This window comes from Adlercreutzia equolifaciens, assembly GCF_029076695.1.
GTDB classification, from domain to species: Bacteria; Actinomycetota; Coriobacteriia; order Coriobacteriales; family Eggerthellaceae; genus Adlercreutzia; species Adlercreutzia equolifaciens_A.
The window spans coordinates 1,458,918-1,475,039 of sequence record NZ_JARFIK010000001.1; the positions used below are offsets into that span (position 1 = coordinate 1,458,918).

A 16,122-nucleotide genomic window follows, 5' to 3' on the forward strand; every position below is an offset into this window, starting at 1 on the left:
AGAGTCGCAATGACTACAATAGAGAAACTGCGCGCAGCGTTGTTGGCGGGGCCGCGCACGTTTCGCTTTCGCGATTTCGTACGAGTGATGGAAAGTTATGGCTACGAGATCGATCAGAAGGGCGCTACTTCTGGCTCGCGGGTGCGCTTTTGGCGCGAAGCGGATGGTCGAATTTTTATCATGTACGCCCCGCATCCTTCTGATGAGATGTCGCGCGGTGCTATAAAGCAGCGGTGAAGTTCATCGCTGGAGAGGAGGACCGATGAGCGGCGTGCTGTCCTATCGTGGCTACTATGCCACAGTTGAATACGATGCCGACGCCCAGATGCTGTGTGGTGCAGTAGTAGGGATGCGTGATGGCGTGTACTTTGAGACCGAACGCGCCTCGGAAGTCGAGAGTGCCTTCCATGAGGCAGTCGACGACTATCTGGCCTTCTGTGCCGAAAAGGGCAAGGAGCCCGAAAAATCGTATCGGGGCACTTTCAACGTGCGCATTAATCCCGATTTGCATCGAGCTGCGGCCATGGCGGCGGCGGCCAAGCAGGAGTCGCTCAATCAGTTTGTTGCGGAGGCTATTGAGGCGGCGCTTTAGGGAGGCTTGCGAGTGGGGTTCCTGCCTCTAAGCGCCGCACTTGGGTTGTAGGTTTTCGCGCGCAGAGCAGCTTACGTTCGGGAAGCGATAGAATAACGGGGAGGAAAGGTGTCCGACGCCAATGCATGCAGGGAGCGTGGTTCAATGTCCAAGGGGATACCCGGCGAAGCTGAAGGAACGCGCGGCTTAGGTAATCTGGCGCTGGCGGCAGGGGGCTTCGGACTGCTGCTTGCCGCTCTTACAGCCGTGGTACATCGCTCGGGCATTTTGGTATTTGCCGAGGGGCTCTCGGAGTGGAAACCTTTCGTCATGGGCTTTTTCGCGGGGTGCTTGATGCTCGGAGGCGCTTTGCTGCTCTTCTACGTACGGGAAGAGTACGCTCAAGATATGGCATTTCGGGCACTCCTCCGTCGTATGGTGGGAACCTGCGGTTTGGTGCTGGCCATTATTGGCCTGCTGTGTCCGTTGCCTCTTCTGCTGCGCGGATTTGCCAGTGGCTTTGGCATGGGGCTGCTTCTCTACCCATGGCTTTCGTGGTTTTCGGCGCGAACGATGAGCGACCGGCTGATGTGCCTGGGTCTTTCGTTTGCCGTAGCCGCCCTGGCAAGTGCCGCTATGTATTTCGCGCCCGGCGCCTTTGCTCTTGGATCGGTTTGCATTTTACTGCTGTGTACGTGGGCTGCCGTGGCTGCGCTTCCGTTTAAAGCTGCACCGATTTTGGAGATTTCGGCGTGCGAGGAGGGGGTGACGACGCAAAGCCGTCTGGCCTCGTTTGCTTCGGGTGTGTGGCGTCCCTGCATCGGAGCGCTGATAACCTTATTCGTGTTCGGCCTTACGTGGGATACGGACACGGTTCCGGCGGCGCTCAACGGGGGCATCTTCCTTGCGTTCGAGAAGGTGTACGGAATGGTTGCCGCTGCCGCCGTGCTTTTACTACTTAGTCGATTTGCGCATCGCGGTCACGATGCGCAACGGGTGCTTTTCAATATCGTCTTGCCTCTCATGGTGCTGGTGTTCGTGGTTCGTCCTTACTTTCTTGGCCACGAGCCCAGCGCGCTTACCCTCACGCTCTTCGGTTTTTTCAGAGAGACAGGTTTTGCCTTGTTCCTGGGGGCGGCATGGGTGGCAGTGGCCGATGCTGCGCGTGAGTCGAACGTCTCTCTTGGCGTGGGAGCGGGCTTGCTGTTCGCTGGCGCAGGCATTGCTGAGCTGGCTGGCATGGGGGCATTTTATCTTTTGGGCGACGTTGCCTTCTATGCCGGGGCCATCCTCTTCACGCTTTACCTTATTGTCATTGCCATCACCAATGGGCCGGTGATCGATGGAGGTGCGCTCCTGGTTCGGGATGAGGCTACCGCGGCGGAGGTGTTCGAGGCTGCGGCCGTCCAACGCTGCGAGGCCCTTGCGGAGGCGTGGTCGCTCACGCCACGCGAGCGTGAGGTTTTGGCGCTACTAGGACGCGGTCACAGCTATCCCTATATCGCTAAGGAGCTGGTGGTCTCTGAAAACACCGTGCGGACTCATGTGAGAAACGTGTACAAGAAAGCTCGTATTGGCTCACGAGAGGAATTGATCGCCGTCATTCACCAAACGGGCGAATAGCGTCCTCCCGCTCCCTCCCTCCTCGGTTTTCACATGGATTGACGAGGGGAAATGATGCAATATCACATGGTTCGTTGATTCCCCAACGGGCGCTGTGCAGATCAGAATAGCGTCGTGTTCGGCATCCGAAAGCCGTCACGGAAATCCAGGTCTGTACGAGGAGGGAACCAACCATGGAAACCAACATGAATCGCCGAAGCTTTCTGAAGGGCGCTGCTGCTATGACAGGTGCGGCGGCTTTCGCCGCGGGTCTCGCAGGCTGCGCCCCGAAAACGCAAAGTGAGGCGCTCGCCGAGTCGGGCGGAAGCCAGTGGGGAAGCTTCGACGCCGACGGCGTTTATACGCCGTCATTTCTTGTGGCGCCCGAACCTGTGGACGAGTCTTCGCTCGTAGAAAATGTTGAAGCTGATGTCGTTGTGGTCGGCATGGGGCTAGCTGGTATCTGTGCCGCCCGTGCTGCCCTGGAGGAGGGCGCGAGCGTTATCTGTCTTGAGAAGGGCAGCGAGTTCCATCTTCACTCGCATCAAATCACGGCAATCAACTCCGAGATTGCGAAGGCTCAAGGTGTAGAATTCTCCGATGAGGATCTCGATCGGATCCTTCGCCAGATGGTTGCCGATGGGCGAGGACGAGGTAATTACAACCTGATCAAGCACATGGTGTACCACTGCGGCGAGGATTTCGACTGGTACCTGGAGAAGTGCCCCAACTACACGGTTATCGACGCTGCGCAAACGGCGGGAGAGACGGATTTGGACTACGAGGCCATTCTCAATATTTGCACAGATGGTCTCGCGGCGAAGGCCGGTCGACATTTTGACGAGGTGACGGAGGAACGCGAAGAGGCGGCTAAGCAGGGGGCTCCTTACATCAACCTCTTCAACCATCCGGTGAATCCCGAGTGGGATCCCACCGACGAGCTGTATCCGATGTTCGCTTCCGTGATCGCTGTTGAGCCGAGTCATTCCTATGTGGGCAAGTATTCCGCGGCGTTCGTGGAAGAGGGCGCTGATGTTCGCTATGCCGTGTGGGCGCGACAGTTGGCCACGGATGATTCGGGCCGCGTTACGGGTGTGTACTTCGAGGACGCGGATGGCGCCATGCACAAAGCTGTGGCGAAAAACGGTGTCATCCTGGCCACGGGAAACTTCTCAAGCAATCCAGCGATGATCGACTACTACGTGCGTTCGGCGGCGGAATTGGAGCCTACTGGTTGGCCGGAGAACGACGCGAAGGGCAATGTTACCAACGTGGGCGACGGCATCAGCTTGGCTGCCTGGGCCGGTGCAGCCATCGATCGCTCAGAGACGATGACTTATGTGTGCGACTCTTACGGCGGAGCCATGGGATGCAACCCGTTCCTGCTGGTCGATGGATTGGGTCATCGCTTCATGAACGAGGATGCCGTCGGCGAGGTCTTCGGGGCCAAGTCGATGCGCGTGGCCGGAAAGGTTATGTGGCAGATCTTCGATGACGATTTCCCCGAGCAGGTATCCCATATGCCGGTGGGTCATCGTTGCTATTGGCGTATCACCGAGGGTTATGAAGATATTCCCCTGGGCCACCTGTTTGACCCCATCGGCACCATGACGCGCTCCGAGGTAGAGAAGATGAGCCAGTTCAAGGCGGACTCCCTGGAAGATCTGGCCTCTCAGATGGACGTGCCGGTAGATGCGTTGACGGCTACGATCGAGCGCTACAACGAATTGTACGACAAGGGCGTCGACGAGGACTTTGGCAAGCGTGCCGATCGTATGGCGCCGGTGCGCAAGGCGCCCTTCTACGCCACGGCCATCACGCCCCCGAAGTTCCGCAATACGGTGGGCGGCGTCATGAGTGACGAGCATGTCCATGCGCTTGACGGGGACAACTATCCCATTCCCGGGTTGTATCTTGCCGGATCGATGGTAGGAAACCGCTTCCACAGCTGCTACCCGAACACCAATATGGGCCAGAACCATGCTGGTTGCATTGTGTTCGGCCGCTTGGCGGGTCAGAACGCCGCCAAGGGTCTCTAAATCTCTCTTTCCCTCCCGAGGCACCGCGCCCCGTCTTCCTCCCCGACGGCGCGCGGTGCCGTCGCGTTTCGAGGGAGGGATCCAAGAGACAACACCGCTTCAACGCGTTTGTCCGCATTTCTTGTCCAGGGGAAAGCGGTGGGCTCGCCTTGGCTGCTTCTCGGCTATAATTTGGGAGTTTGAAGGCGTTGCCGGCCCCGGCCGGCGGCAAGCGTTTGCGAGCACTGCGGAAAGGACTGCCATGCGCGAGGGATTTGACAACGACAAGTACATCGAGCTGCAGGCGGAGCGCATTCGCGAGCGCATCGACCAGTTCGGCGGCAAGCTGTACTTGGAGTTCGGCGGCAAGTTGTTCGACGACTACCATGCCTCCCGCGTGCTGCCCGGCTTCAAGCCCGACACGAAGATCTCCATGCTCCAGTCCATGAAGGACGAGGTGGAAATTGTCATTGCCATCAACGCCAACGACATCGAGCGCTCGAAGGTGCGCGGCGATTTGGGCATTACCTACGATGAGGACGTGCTGCGCCTCATGGACATCTTCCGCTCCATGGGGTTCAAGGTGGGCTCGGTGGTTATCACGCGCTACGCCAACCAGCCGAACGCCGATCTGTTCCGCAAGCGCCTGACGGCCATGGGCATTACCAGCTATCTGCATTACCCCATTGCCGGCTATCCCAACGACATCGATCACATCGTTTCCGACGAGGGTTTCGGCAAAAACGAATACATCGAGACCACCAAGCCCCTCGTGGTGGTGACGGCTCCGGGCCCCGGCTCGGGCAAGATGGCCACCTGCCTCTCGCAGCTCTATCACGAGCACAAGCGCGGGGTGACCGCCGGCTACGCCAAGTACGAGACGTTCCCCATCTGGAATTTGCCGCTGTCCCATCCGGTAAACATTGCCTATGAGGCCGCCACGGCCGATCTGGACGACGACAACATCATCGATCCGTTCCACCTGGAGGCCTACGGCGAGACCACGGTGAACTACAACCGCGACGTGGAGATCTTCCCGGTGTTGCGCGCCACCATGGAGCGCATCTCGGGGGAGTGCCCCTACCAGTCGCCCACGGACATGGGCGTGAACATGGCCGGGCTGGCCATCTCGGACGACGAGGTGTGCCGCGAGGCCGGCAACAACGAGATCGTGCGCCGCTACTTCCAAACAGCCGAGGAGATCAAGCGCACGGGCACCGGTGAGGAAGCGCTCAAGAAGATCGAGCTTCTGATGAACCAGGCGAACATCACGCAGAACCTGTCACCGGCGCGCTCGGCGGCCCTGTTGAAGGAGGAGACCACCGGCGGCCCCGCCGGCGCCATGGTGCTCCCCGACGGTCGTGTGGTAACGGGCAAGACCGGCAATCTTCTGGGTGCCGCATCGGCGCTGCTCATGAATGCGCTCAAGGGCGTTTCGGGGGTTGATGACGAGCTCTACGTCATTTCCGATGAAGTGCTCGAGCCTATTTGCCACCTGAAGACCGAGCACCTGAAGAGCCACAACCCGCGCCTGCACTCCGACGAGACGCTGTTGGCCCTGTCCATCAGCTCGGTGTCCAATCCGCTGGCGGCCGAGCTCATCGACAATGCCGACAAGCTGCGCGGCTGCGATGCCTACTTCTCGGTCATCATCTCGGCGGCCGATGAGAAGCTGTACCGCACGCTGGGCATTAATGTGTGCTGCGAGCCCAAGTACGAGCAGCATCGCTACTACCACAAGTAATGGAGCAGTTCTTCGCAGACGGGGCCACCTTGCAAGTGCCCTTTGGCGCCGACTTCTTCTCGGTGGCCGTCGGCGTCATTACCGGCGCCATCTTCGCCTGCGATCGCAAGCTCGATATTGTGGGCACGGTGGTGCTGGGGTTGCTTACGGCCTATGGCGGCGGTATCATCCGTGACCTTCTCTTGCAGGATCACGGCGTGTACTTCATGCAATACCCCGAGGTTATCCTTATTTGCATGGGACTCGCGGTGTTCGTGTTCTATTTCCGGGGACTGTTCAAGCACGAGGGGCAGCTGCTCTTCTTTGCCGATGCGCTGTCGGTAGCCTTGTTTGCCCTGGCTGGCGCCAACAAGGCCTTCCAGTGCGGTGAGGGGTTCATCATGGTGGTCATCCTAGGCGCACTCACCTCGGTAGGTGGGGGTGCCTTGCGCGATATCGCCGTGGGGGAGACCCCGGGAATTTTCCAGCGCTCGAATTTCTATGCCGTAGCCGGCTTGGCCGGCGCCCTGGTGTTCGCCACCATGGCGTTTCTGGGATCGAACTTGGTGCTCACGGCCATCGCCTGCGTGTTCTCCGTGGTGTTCCTGCGCTACTTCAGCGTGTACTTCGACTGGAAAACCTCCGATGAGGCCAATCTAGTGCCCACGGTCAGTCGTGGTGCCCATAAGGCGAAGGACTTCTGTGCGGAGATGTTCCGCCGAGCCACGCTTCATCGCAAAAAGGAGCCGACGGCTCGCGCTTTGCGGTTTCGCAAGCGGAAGTAGGGACGCTAGGCCAAGTCCATCTTATCGCGGGGGTGCGCGCTGATGTACTCCTCGTGCAAGTGCGTGCGATCAAGGTGCGTGTACACCTGCAAGGTGGACATGTCGGCGTGCCCCAGAATTTCCTGCAGCACGCGCAAATCGGCACCGCCCTTCAGCATATGGGTGGCGAAGGAGTGCCGCAGCGTGTGAGGGTGCAAATCATAGCGGTTGATGGCAGCTCCCGCCTTGCGCACTAAGTTGAAGATGCTTTGGCGCCCCAGGCGGCCGCCGCGCTGGTTGAGAAACACCGCCGCCTGATTGTCGGCGCTGGGCGCAGAGGCCTTGCGGGCCAGCGCCGGCCGTCCCTCGGCCAGATAGCGGCGCAACGCCCGATCGGCAGCGCCGGCAATGGGCACCAGGCGCTCCTTAGACCCCTTGCCGAACACGCGCAAAAAGCCCTCGTCCAAAAAGAGCCCGTCCATATTAAGGTCGCAGATCTCGCTGGCCCGCAGGCCGCATCCGTAGAGCACCTCGAGGAGCGCTCGGTCGCGCAGGCCCGGGGGCCGTTCGTCCACGTAGACGTCGATCATGCGCCCCACTTCCTCAATGCTCAGCACATCGGGCAGCCTATCGGGAGCCTTGGGGATCTTCACCGCTTCGGCGGGGTTGGCCTGGGTGAGCCCCTCGCGCACCAGAAAGCGATGGTAGCCGCGCACGGCCGAAATGCGCCGGCGCACGGTGGTGGCGGCCAGGCCTTCGTCTTGCAGAGACTTTTCGTAGCCAACGATGATCGCTCGCGTGACATCGTCGATGCCCTCGACGCCTTCGCCGTCCAGAAAAGCCAGGTATCCCTCGAGATCGCGTCGGTACGCCTCGGCGGTGCGCGGGGAAGAGCCGCGCTCGATGCGCAGGTAGGACAAATACTCGTCCAGGGCATTTTCCAGTTCGAACATAAGGGCTTCCTGTCGAAGGGGACCACGGGAATCTCATTGTACCGCCGTTGGTGGGGCGAAATGTCACGGTCTTCAAAAGTCACCCACAGCCCGTTCGATGCCTTGTTCGTTATACAGGGTGTCAACGGTATTTTGCCGCGCTTTGCATATCTAGTGGTTTAAGCCCCTTATCCTAAAAGAGACATACAAGATATTGATTTCCCTCATGTTTCCTATGCGGGCTCTGCCAGATATTGCGGGTGCGAAGTGGGTCAAAATGGGGGCAAAAGTGGCGGAAAATGTTGCGAAGTGGGGCAAAGTGGGGTAGTATGCAGAACGTGGAAAAAGACCGAGCGGGATTTCGAAACGCACTACACACGAAATCAAATCCCACTCAAAACGCAGCAGGGGAAGGAAGCCGTGCCGCACGCCGACGACAATGAAACCGCCGCAGGTGCACCTCGCCATGAGGTGGATCTGAACGGTGAGTTTCATTTCAAGGTTGACGGCAAGGGGCGCGTGGCCCTTCCTGCGAAGTTCCGCAAGGTTCTTTCCAAAGATCTCGTGGTAACCCCCGAGCTCACCAATGAGTGCGTGTACGTGTTCGAGACGCCGGACTTCAACGAATGGATCGAGAAGCTGTTCATCGATCGCTTCGGGGAGTACAAGGAAACCGATCGCGAGCATGTGCGCCTGCGCCGTGAACTGAAGAAGCGCTCCTACGACGTAGAGGTCGATTCCTCTGGTCGTATCATGCTCTCTCCTCAGGTGCGCGAGGCCTGCGGCATCGACAAGGATGTCGCCATTGTGGGCAACACGGGCCGCTTCGAGATTTGGGACGCCGATCGTCTTGCCGCTGAGAGCGAGCAAGTGGATCTCAGCCTGTTCTACAGCTAGGGCGGACGTAAGGCGAGCGAACCGTGACAAGCGAATATCGGCACATACCTGTTCTTCTCACCGAGTGCATCGACGCCCTCGATCTGCCGGATCATCCGGTGTACGTGGACGCAACACTCGGCTTTGCGGGGCACTCCTTCGAGGCGGCCAAGCATCTGGGGAAAGACGGACTGCTTATTGGCGTGGATCAAGACGAGGTGGCCCTGGCTGCCGCTTCCGAGAAACTGGAAGCCATCCCCGCCGACGAGCGACCCGAGCTGGCCCTTTTGCGCGGCAATTTCGGAAACCTCGACGAGCTGCTCTTGTCCTGCGAGATCCCCGGCATCGACGCCATCTTGTTCGATCTGGGCGTCTCGTCAGTGCAAATCGATACGCAATCACGTGGCTTCTCCTTCAAGGAGAATGGCCCACTTGACATGCGGATGGATCCGGGTAATCAAACCCTAACCGCACAAGAGATCGTCAACACCTACAACGCAGCAGATCTCACTCGGATCATTCGCAACAATTCAGACGAGAAATGGGCCAGCCGTATCGCGGACTTCATCGTGAAGGCGCGGGCGGAGGCTCCTTTCACGGAGAGCGGCCAACTGGTCGAAGTGATCAAAGCGGCGATTCCCGCCTCGGCCCGCCGAGCGGGCGGGCATCCCGCCAAGCGCACGTTCCAGGCCCTTCGGATTGAAGTCAACTCGGAGCTCACTGTTCTGCGACGCGGGCTGGACGCAGCAGTGCGCTGGCTTAACCCGAATGGTCTGATCGCGGTGATCAGCTACCACTCTTTGGAAGACCGCATTGTGAAGGACTTGTTCGCCAATTATGCGAACCGCTGCACGTGCCCGCCGGACTTGCCGGTGTGCACCTGCGGCAAAAAGCCGATACTCGAGGTGCTCACGCGCAAGCCGATTGTGCCCACGAAAGAAGAGATAGACCGCAACCCCCGTGCGCGCAGCGCCAAACTGCGCATCGCGAAAAAGCTTTGAGAAGCCTGGCTTCCCAAAGGAAACGCTCCATGAACCATGCAAGCCCGACGACGCGAGTCTCGGGCTTGTGTAGCCTAAAACGCAGACTGAAACGTACCCGAAGGAGGAGACCGTGAGCGCATCGTCGTACTACCGCGCATCGTCCTACGGCCGCTCCTCCGCGGCCCGTTCGACGCGCTCAAGCTTCACGGCTGCTTCTTCGCGCTCGTCGCGGGGCGCCGCCGGCTATCGCGGCGCGCGCTATGTGCCCACGGCCACGGCCGAGGTGCTTCCCGACTACGATACCGAGCCGCGCATTGCCGTGGTGCCCGGCCAAGGGCGTCGCCCTCAGTCGAACGGTCTTTCCGACGGTGTGCTTATGGCGGCCAAGGTGCTGGCGGCCGTGGCCGTGGCCGTGGCTCTCATTGCCATCGTTCGCGTGACCATTGCCTCGGCCTCGGCGGCCTGCGCTCTGGAGACGCGCGAGATTACCCAGAATATCGAGTCGGCGCGCTCCGAGGGCAACGATCTGGAAGTAGCCCAAAGCGTGCTTTCCAATCCTGCCCGCATTCGGGCCCAAGCGGAATCCATGAACATGGCGGCTCCTACCGCGGAATACACCGATCAGATTGTCCTGGGCGATGACGTGGTGGCCACCGATGGGGCCGGCAATTTGTCGCTGTCCGAGAGCGCCGCCGTGGTGGCGCAGCAAGGAGCTGGCGCATGAGCCAGCGACCTCGTTCCTCGCGCGGATCTCGCGATTACGGTCGCTCTTCCCGTGGCCGCTCCTCTCGATACAGCTCCTCTGCGAGCAGCCGCTCGGACTATGGCTTCAGCACCGACGATCGTTCCTCGCGCCGTCGTCGCGAGGGGTCTTCCTCGTACGCGCGCAGCACGGCTCCTCGCCGTGGCGGCATAGCGGCCTGGGAGGCGCCGTCGGTGACCGGTCGCGCCCGCATCCTGCTGCTCTTTTTTGCGGCTCTGGCGGCGGTGTTCTTTCTGCGTCTGGTGTTTCTCCAGGTTATCATGGCCGATCAATACTCTGCCATGGCCGAGGAGTCGCGCACCATCAGCTTCGAGACCACGCCCCGTCGCGGCACCATCTACGATCGCAACGGCATTGTGCTGGCCACTAGCGTCGATGCCACTACCATTTACGCCAACCCTGCCGAAGTCACCGATGCGGCCCGCGAGGGCTATGAGCTTGCGCGGGTTCTGGGCGGTGATGCCGCCGACTACCAGGAGCTTCTGAGCAAGCCCAGCACCACCTTCGTCTACCTGAAGCGCCAGGCCGACGTCGATAAGGCCGCGGAGGTCAAAGAGCTGGGTCTCGACGGAGTCTACTTCATTGCCGACACTCGTCGTGAGTATCCCCATGGCTCGGTGGGTGGCCAGGTGGTGGGCTTCTGCAACGCTGACGGCGAGGGCATCACGGGCCTCGAGCTCCAGTACAACGATATTCTTGCCGGCACACCCGGCGTGTATGTGGCCGAGCGCGGCGAGCAGGGCTTCCCCATTCCCGGCGGTGTGAAGGAAGAGACGCCGGCTGTCAACGGCCAGGACATCATGATCTCCCTGGACATTAAGCTTCAGGACACGGTGGAGCGCTCTCTGGCCGAGGGCGTGAAGGATCTGGACACCGAAGAGGGCAGTGCCCTGGTCATGGACGCCGCCACCGGTGAAATTTACGCCGCGTGCTCGCTGCCGTACATGAACCCGGCGAAAATGGAGAAGTCCAAGGTGGGCTCCGAGCAGGTGAAGGCCATCACCCAGGCCTACGAACCCGGCTCCACCTTCAAGTCGGTATCGGCCATGGGCATTCTGGAGAGCAAGTACATGGGCCCTGAGAGCACTATGTTCTGCCCCAGCACTATCTCGGCCGACGACTACGACGTTTCCGACTCCCACGAGCGCGACGGTGCCACCTACTCGCTGCGCGAGATCTTGAACCACTCGTCGAATGTGGGCATCTCGCTGGCCAGCGATGCCGCCGGCTTCGACAAACTGAACGACGCCATCCATCGCTACCACTTCACCGAGTGCACGGGCGTGGACTACCCGGGCGAGAGCGCGGGCACGGTGCTCGACTTCGACCACTGGAGCAAGATTGCCGGCTACAACATCAGCTTCGGCCAGGGCATTGCCGTCACGCCGTTGCAGATGGTGCGCTTCTACGGCACGATCCTCAACGATGGCGTCATGTGCACGCCGCACTTCCTGATCTCGAAGCCCCAAAGCGGGGAAGTGCCCGAGTACGCCACGGAGCAGGTATCCGAGGACGCCGAGGCTCTGGCCGATATGCGCTCGATGCTGCGCTCGGTGGTCACCGATGGCACCGGCACCGCCGCCGCCACCGATCTGGAAGGCTTCGAGGTATGCGGCAAGACGTCCACGGCGGAAATTGCCTCCGAAGAGGGCGGCTACAAGGAAGGCGTGTACAACCTGGGCTTCTGTGGCTTCATCGACAACTCGTCAAGCAATTTAGTTTGTTTTGTAGGAGCCAGCGAGGTTGAGGGCATGAGGCAGACCACCCAAATCTTTAACGATATAATGGCCAGTGCTGTAAAGCAGTACAACATCACCGCATCGTAAAGGGACGTGTCATCTATGACCAAAACCTGTGCTGAACTGTTCCAGGGCATGGAATGCACCATTATCGGCAACTCCGACGAGAAGGTAGCGGGCCTCGCGTTTCGCAGCGACCAGGTGCAGCCCGGCGATATGTTCTTCTGTATTGTGGGCAATGTGGTGGACGGCCACAGCTTCGCCCAGGACGCCATCGATCACGGCGCCACCACGCTGGTGGTCGAGCGCAAGGTGTATCTGGCTGACGCCACCAATGTCACCGAGGTAGTGGTTTCCGATTCCCGCAAGGCCATGGCCCAGGTGGCGGCCAATTTCTACGACCATCCCTCCAAGGACTTCTCCCTGGTGGGCATTACGGGCACCAACGGTAAGACCACCACCACTTACCTGGTGGAGCACATTGCCAGCGTGGCCGGCAAGCGCTGCGGTGTCATCGGCACCGTGGGCAACAAGATCAACGGCCGCATGGAGAAGTCGGAGCACACCACCCCCGAGTCTCCCGATTTGCAGAAGCTGTTCGCCCGCATGCGCGATGCCGGGGTAGACGTGGTGGCCATGGAGGTCAGCTCCCACGCGCTTGACTTGGTGCGCACCTGGGGCGCTACCTTCGCCGTTACCGCCTTTACCAACCTGACCCAGGATCACCTGGACTACCACCATACTTTCGACGATTACTTCGAGGCCAAGGCGCTGCTGTTCTCGAAAGACTATCCGGCGAAGCGCGTCATCAGCATCGACGGCTCGTGGGGTCGCGAGCTTTTGCGCCGCTGCACGGCTGCCGGCGATGAGGTTATCACCACGGGCTTCGATACCACCGCCCAGATTCATCCGCGCTCGGTTACCTACGGCGCCACCCGCACCCAGGTTGAGCTGGAGGTGCGCGGCAGCGTCATCAAGCTTGACTACCCGCTGGTGGGGCGCTTCAACGTGGAAAACGTTATGACGGCCTTCGCCAGCTGCCTGCATCTGGGCATTCCTGCGGCGGTTATTGCCGAGGCCCTGACCACTATGCCGCCGGTGCCGGGCCGCTTGGAGCAGGTGGCCTGTGCGGTAGAGGCGCCCATCACTATCTATGTGGACTACGCCCACACTCCCGACGCCCTGGCCAAGGCCATTGCCTCCATTCAGGAGCTCACCGACCATCGCACCATCGTCGTGTTCGGTTGCGGCGGCAATCGCGATGCCAGCAAGCGCCCCATCATGGGCCAGGCTGCTCTGGCGGCCGATTACGCCGTGGTCACTAGCGACAACCCCCGCAAGGAAGACCCCGACGCCATCATTGCCGACATCGTGGCCGGCATGGAAGATGCCAGCCGCTACGAGGTGGAGCCCGACCGTCGGTCTGCCATTGCCCGAGCCATCGCCGTGGCTCAGCCAGGAGACGCTATCCTGTTAGCAGGCAAAGGCCACGAGGACTATCAGCTGGTGGGAGACCAGGTGCTGTCCTTCGACGATCGTCTCGTCGCTGCCGAAGAGCTTGAACGGGCTTTTGCGGGCGAAGGGAACGAAGCCTGATAGGAAAGGAACGCGCGTGCGCCTCAACGCAAAACAAATCGCAGCATACACGGGCGGACAGTTTCTGGTAGATCCCATTGACCCCAGTGCCTTAATGACGGGCATCACCTGGGATTCCCGCGAAGTGCAGCCCGACTGGCTCTACGTGGCCCTGCCGGGAGAGCGCGTGGACGGTCACAATTTCGTCGAGGCCGCTTTGCGTGCCGGCGCGCGCGGGGTGCTGGTAATGCAGCCTCCCGTCCGCTCGGCCCTTCTGCTTGCCCGCGAAATGGGGGCGGCCGTCATCGAAGTGGCCAATACCACCAGCGCCATCACCGACTTGGCCCGTGAATGGCGCGGCCATCTGCACGGCCGGGTTGTCGCCCTTACCGGATCGGTGGGCAAGACCACCACCAAGAATCTTCTGCGCGATGTCTGCGCCGCCGCCGGCACGGTGGTGGCCACCAAAGCCAATCAGAACAACGAGCTGGGCGTGCCGCGCACGCTGTTGGCCGCCGATCCCGAAACCGCCACGGTCGTGGTGGAAATGGGCATGCGCGGCCAGGGCCAAATTACCGAACTCACCGATTTCGTCCGCCCCGACTGGGGTCTTGTCACCAATGTGGGCGAGAGCCATATCGAGCTTCTGGGCTCCCGGGAGAACATCGCCCGGGCCAAGGCCGAGCTATTTGCCGCGCTGCCGGCAGGCACGGGGCACGCGTTCCTGAACGCCGCCGATGACTTCGCGGCGTTCTGCGCGCAACAGGCTCGTTTGGCCGAGCGCGCGGTGGCGGTCACGGCGTTTGACGGCTCTCCGCAGGCCGAGGCGCACTTTGCTACGTTGGAAGAGGCCGGTGTGGTGTTGGCGAACCGGGTTTGGGCTGAAGAGGTTTCCCTTGACGAGGAGGGGCGTCCGCACTTCATGCTGTGCGCCGCTGGCTTTTCTGAGGGCGGCTCCCTCGAGCGCACTCCGTGTGCCCTGGCCCTTCAGGGTGCCCACAATGTGGCCAACGCCTGCGCGGCGGCGGCCGTGGGCCGCGCGCGCGGTCTGATGCTGCCCGTCATCGCCCGCGCCTTGGCCGGCTCGGTGCCCGAATCCGGACGCCAAGAGATGGTTGTGGCCCGGGACGGCTTTGTGGTCATCAACGACGCCTATAACGCGAGCCCCGATTCCATGCGCGCCTCGCTGGCTACCTTTGCCGCTATGACGGTCAACGGGCGCCGCATTGCCGTGCTGGGCGATATGGGCGAACTGGGCGATTTCGCCGATGCCTGCCATCGCGGTGTGGGGGAGGCGGCAGCAGCGGCTCCCCTGGACCAGCTGGTCTGCGTGGGCTCCCTTGCGGCGCTTATCGCCGAGGGCGCCGAGGCGGCCGGCATGGATCCGGCGCGCATTGTGCGCGCCCATACAGTGGCCGACGTGCTCGAAGAGCTCGATGGTCGCCTTGAGTCCGGAGACGCGGTGCTGGTGAAGGCATCGCATTTCATGGAGCTCAATCGTGTTGTCGAAGGATTGGTTAGTTAAATGTTCTCTCTGTTCTCGTCCTATCCCACCTTTATGATCTTTCTGGCCGTGGTGGTGTCCATGGTGGTCACCATGGTGCTCATGCCGGCATGGATTCGCTTCCTGAAGTCAAGCCACATCGGTCAGCAGGTGCGCGCCGACGGGCCGCAAAGTCATTTGGTAAAGCAGGGCACGCCCACTATGGGCGGCGTCATCATGCTGGTGGCGGTTATTGCCTTCACGCTTCTGGCTTCGGTCGGCGCTCCCACGCCCGAGCTGTGGCTGCTTTTGGGCGCCACGGTGCTCACCGGCGTTCTGGGCCTGATCGACGATGCCTCCAAGGTGGCCCACGAGCGTTCTCTTGGCTTAACGCCCAAGGCGAAGCTGGTAGGGCAGTTCGCCATTGCCACGGTGTTCGTGCTGTGCGCGGTGAATATGCTGGGCGTGAAGCCCACGGTCGAGATTCCCTTTATCTGCACCATCGATCTGGGTGTGCTTACCACGGTGGTGCCCGTGGGGGAGGGCATCGAGATTCCCTGGCTCTACCTTATCTACTGCTTGATCTTGCTGGTGGGCCTGTGCAACGCTGTGAACCTGACTGACGGTCTCGACGGCCTGGCGGCCGGCACGGTGATGATCGTCATGCTGGTCATGGCTGCCATTGCCTTCCGCGCCGGCGTCTTGGAGCCGGCCCTCTTTGCCGGCGCCTTGGCCGGCGCCTGCATCGGCTTTCTGTGGTTCAACTCCTTCCCGGCCGACATCTTCATGGGCGACACGGGCTCGCTGGCCCTTGGTATGGCCCTGGGATGCTTGGCCGTGGTTACCAAGACCGAGTTCGTCGTCATTATCATCGGCGGTTTGTTCGTAGCCGAGGCCCTGTCCGTCATGATCCAGGTGTTTTACTACAAGAAGACGAAGAAGCGCATCTTCCTTATGGCGCCCCTGCACCATCATTTCGAGAAGAAAGGGTGGTCCGAGACGAAGGTGGTCGTGCGCTTCTGGATTGTGTCCGGCATGCTGGCTGCCTGCGGCTTTGTGCTGTACTTTGCTACCACGCTGGGGGTGAACTAAC

At 60.9% G+C, this 16,122-nt stretch carries 14 protein-coding genes; 13 read left to right on the top strand and 1 reads right to left on the bottom strand.

Annotated elements, in window-relative coordinates; all coding sequences use genetic code 11:
• Positions 1-9 precede the first annotated feature (9 nt).
• The 6 genes from PZH32_RS05925 (at position 10) to PZH32_RS05950 (ending at position 6,699) form a co-directional block, all read left to right on the top strand.
• Positions 10-237, top strand: a complete 228-nt coding sequence (locus PZH32_RS05925; RefSeq protein ID WP_275206834.1) for a type II toxin-antitoxin system HicA family toxin — start codon at positions 10-12, stop codon at positions 235-237.
• 25 nt (positions 238-262) lie between these two features.
• Positions 263-592 (top strand): type II toxin-antitoxin system HicB family antitoxin, encoded by a 330-nt coding sequence (locus PZH32_RS05930; protein ID WP_275206836.1) that lies wholly within the window; start codon positions 263-265, stop codon positions 590-592.
• A gap of 108 nt (positions 593-700) precedes the next feature.
• Positions 701-2,194, top strand: coding sequence for a helix-turn-helix transcriptional regulator (locus tag PZH32_RS05935; protein WP_275206838.1), 1,494 nt, complete (start codon positions 701-703; stop codon positions 2,192-2,194).
• Between the two features lie 173 nt (positions 2,195-2,367).
• On the top strand, positions 2,368-4,212 hold the full coding sequence (locus PZH32_RS05940) for an FAD-dependent oxidoreductase (protein WP_275206840.1): 1,845 nt from the start codon (positions 2,368-2,370) through the stop codon (positions 4,210-4,212).
• 241 nt (positions 4,213-4,453) lie between these two features.
• Positions 4,454-5,935, top strand: coding sequence for a DUF1846 domain-containing protein (locus PZH32_RS05945; RefSeq protein ID WP_275206842.1), 1,482 nt, complete (start codon positions 4,454-4,456; stop codon positions 5,933-5,935).
• 35 nt (positions 5,936-5,970) lie between these two features.
• A complete protein-coding gene (locus tag PZH32_RS05950) occupies positions 5,971-6,699 on the top strand; it encodes a trimeric intracellular cation channel family protein (RefSeq protein ID WP_275206912.1) in 729 nt (242 codons plus the stop codon).
• A 5-nt stretch (positions 6,700-6,704) separates the two neighbouring features.
• Here the strand turns inward: PZH32_RS05950 and PZH32_RS05955 are convergent, their stop codons facing one another.
• A complete protein-coding gene (locus tag PZH32_RS05955) occupies positions 6,705-7,631 on the bottom strand; it encodes a site-specific tyrosine recombinase (RefSeq protein WP_275206844.1) in 927 nt (308 codons plus the stop codon).
• A gap of 399 nt (positions 7,632-8,030) precedes the next feature.
• Between PZH32_RS05955 and PZH32_RS05960 the strand changes: the two genes are divergently transcribed.
• From PZH32_RS05960 to mraY, 7 genes are all read left to right on the top strand, one after another.
• Entirely contained in the window at positions 8,031-8,507 is a 477-nt protein-coding gene (locus tag PZH32_RS05960; RefSeq protein ID WP_275206846.1) for a division/cell wall cluster transcriptional repressor MraZ, read from the top strand.
• Between the two features lie 23 nt (positions 8,508-8,530).
• Positions 8,531-9,487: a 16S rRNA (cytosine(1402)-N(4))-methyltransferase RsmH gene (rsmH, locus tag PZH32_RS05965; RefSeq protein WP_275206847.1), complete on the top strand. Its 957-nt coding sequence runs from the start codon at positions 8,531-8,533 to the stop codon at positions 9,485-9,487.
• A 112-nt stretch (positions 9,488-9,599) separates the two neighbouring features.
• Complete coding sequence (locus tag PZH32_RS05970; RefSeq protein WP_275206848.1) at positions 9,600-10,193, top strand: cell division protein FtsL; 594 nt, start codon at positions 9,600-9,602, stop codon at positions 10,191-10,193.
• Positions 10,190-12,058, top strand: a complete 1,869-nt coding sequence (locus PZH32_RS05975; RefSeq protein ID WP_275206849.1) for a peptidoglycan D,D-transpeptidase FtsI family protein — start codon at positions 10,190-10,192, stop codon at positions 12,056-12,058. The genes PZH32_RS05970 and PZH32_RS05975 overlap by 4 nt, the downstream gene beginning before the upstream one ends.
• Positions 12,059-12,073: 15 nt before the next feature.
• Positions 12,074-13,567: a UDP-N-acetylmuramoyl-L-alanyl-D-glutamate--2,6-diaminopimelate ligase gene (locus PZH32_RS05980; protein WP_275206850.1), complete on the top strand. Its 1,494-nt coding sequence runs from the start codon at positions 12,074-12,076 to the stop codon at positions 13,565-13,567.
• Between the two features lie 16 nt (positions 13,568-13,583).
• The gene (locus PZH32_RS05985) at positions 13,584-15,071 is read left to right on the top strand and encodes a UDP-N-acetylmuramoyl-tripeptide--D-alanyl-D-alanine ligase (protein ID WP_275206851.1); all 1,488 of its coding nucleotides are present in this window, start codon (positions 13,584-13,586) and stop codon (positions 15,069-15,071) included.
• Entirely contained in the window at positions 15,072-16,121 is a 1,050-nt protein-coding gene (gene mraY / locus PZH32_RS05990) for a phospho-N-acetylmuramoyl-pentapeptide-transferase (RefSeq protein ID WP_275206853.1), read from the top strand. It abuts the gene before it with no gap.
• Position 16,122 lies beyond the last annotated feature (1 nt).

Excerpts from the sequence above, each read along its gene's own strand:
- PZH32_RS05980 (WP_275206850.1), top strand. The coding sequence starts at position 12,074 with ATGACCAAAACCTGTGCTGAACTGTTCCAGGGCATGGAATGCACCATT.
- PZH32_RS05955 (WP_275206844.1), bottom strand. The coding sequence starts at position 7,631 with ATGTTCGAACTGGAAAATGCCCTGGACGAGTATTTGTCCTACCTGCGC.
- PZH32_RS05930 (WP_275206836.1), top strand. The coding sequence starts at position 263 with ATGAGCGGCGTGCTGTCCTATCGTGGCTACTATGCCACAGTTGAATAC.
- mraY (WP_275206853.1), top strand. The coding sequence starts at position 15,072 with ATGTTCTCTCTGTTCTCGTCCTATCCCACCTTTATGATCTTTCTGGCC.
- PZH32_RS05940 (WP_275206840.1), top strand. The coding sequence starts at position 2,368 with ATGGAAACCAACATGAATCGCCGAAGCTTTCTGAAGGGCGCTGCTGCT.
- PZH32_RS05925 (WP_275206834.1), top strand. The coding sequence starts at position 10 with ATGACTACAATAGAGAAACTGCGCGCAGCGTTGTTGGCGGGGCCGCGC.
- PZH32_RS05945 (WP_275206842.1), top strand. The coding sequence starts at position 4,454 with ATGCGCGAGGGATTTGACAACGACAAGTACATCGAGCTGCAGGCGGAG.
- PZH32_RS05975 (WP_275206849.1), top strand. The coding sequence starts at position 10,190 with ATGAGCCAGCGACCTCGTTCCTCGCGCGGATCTCGCGATTACGGTCGC.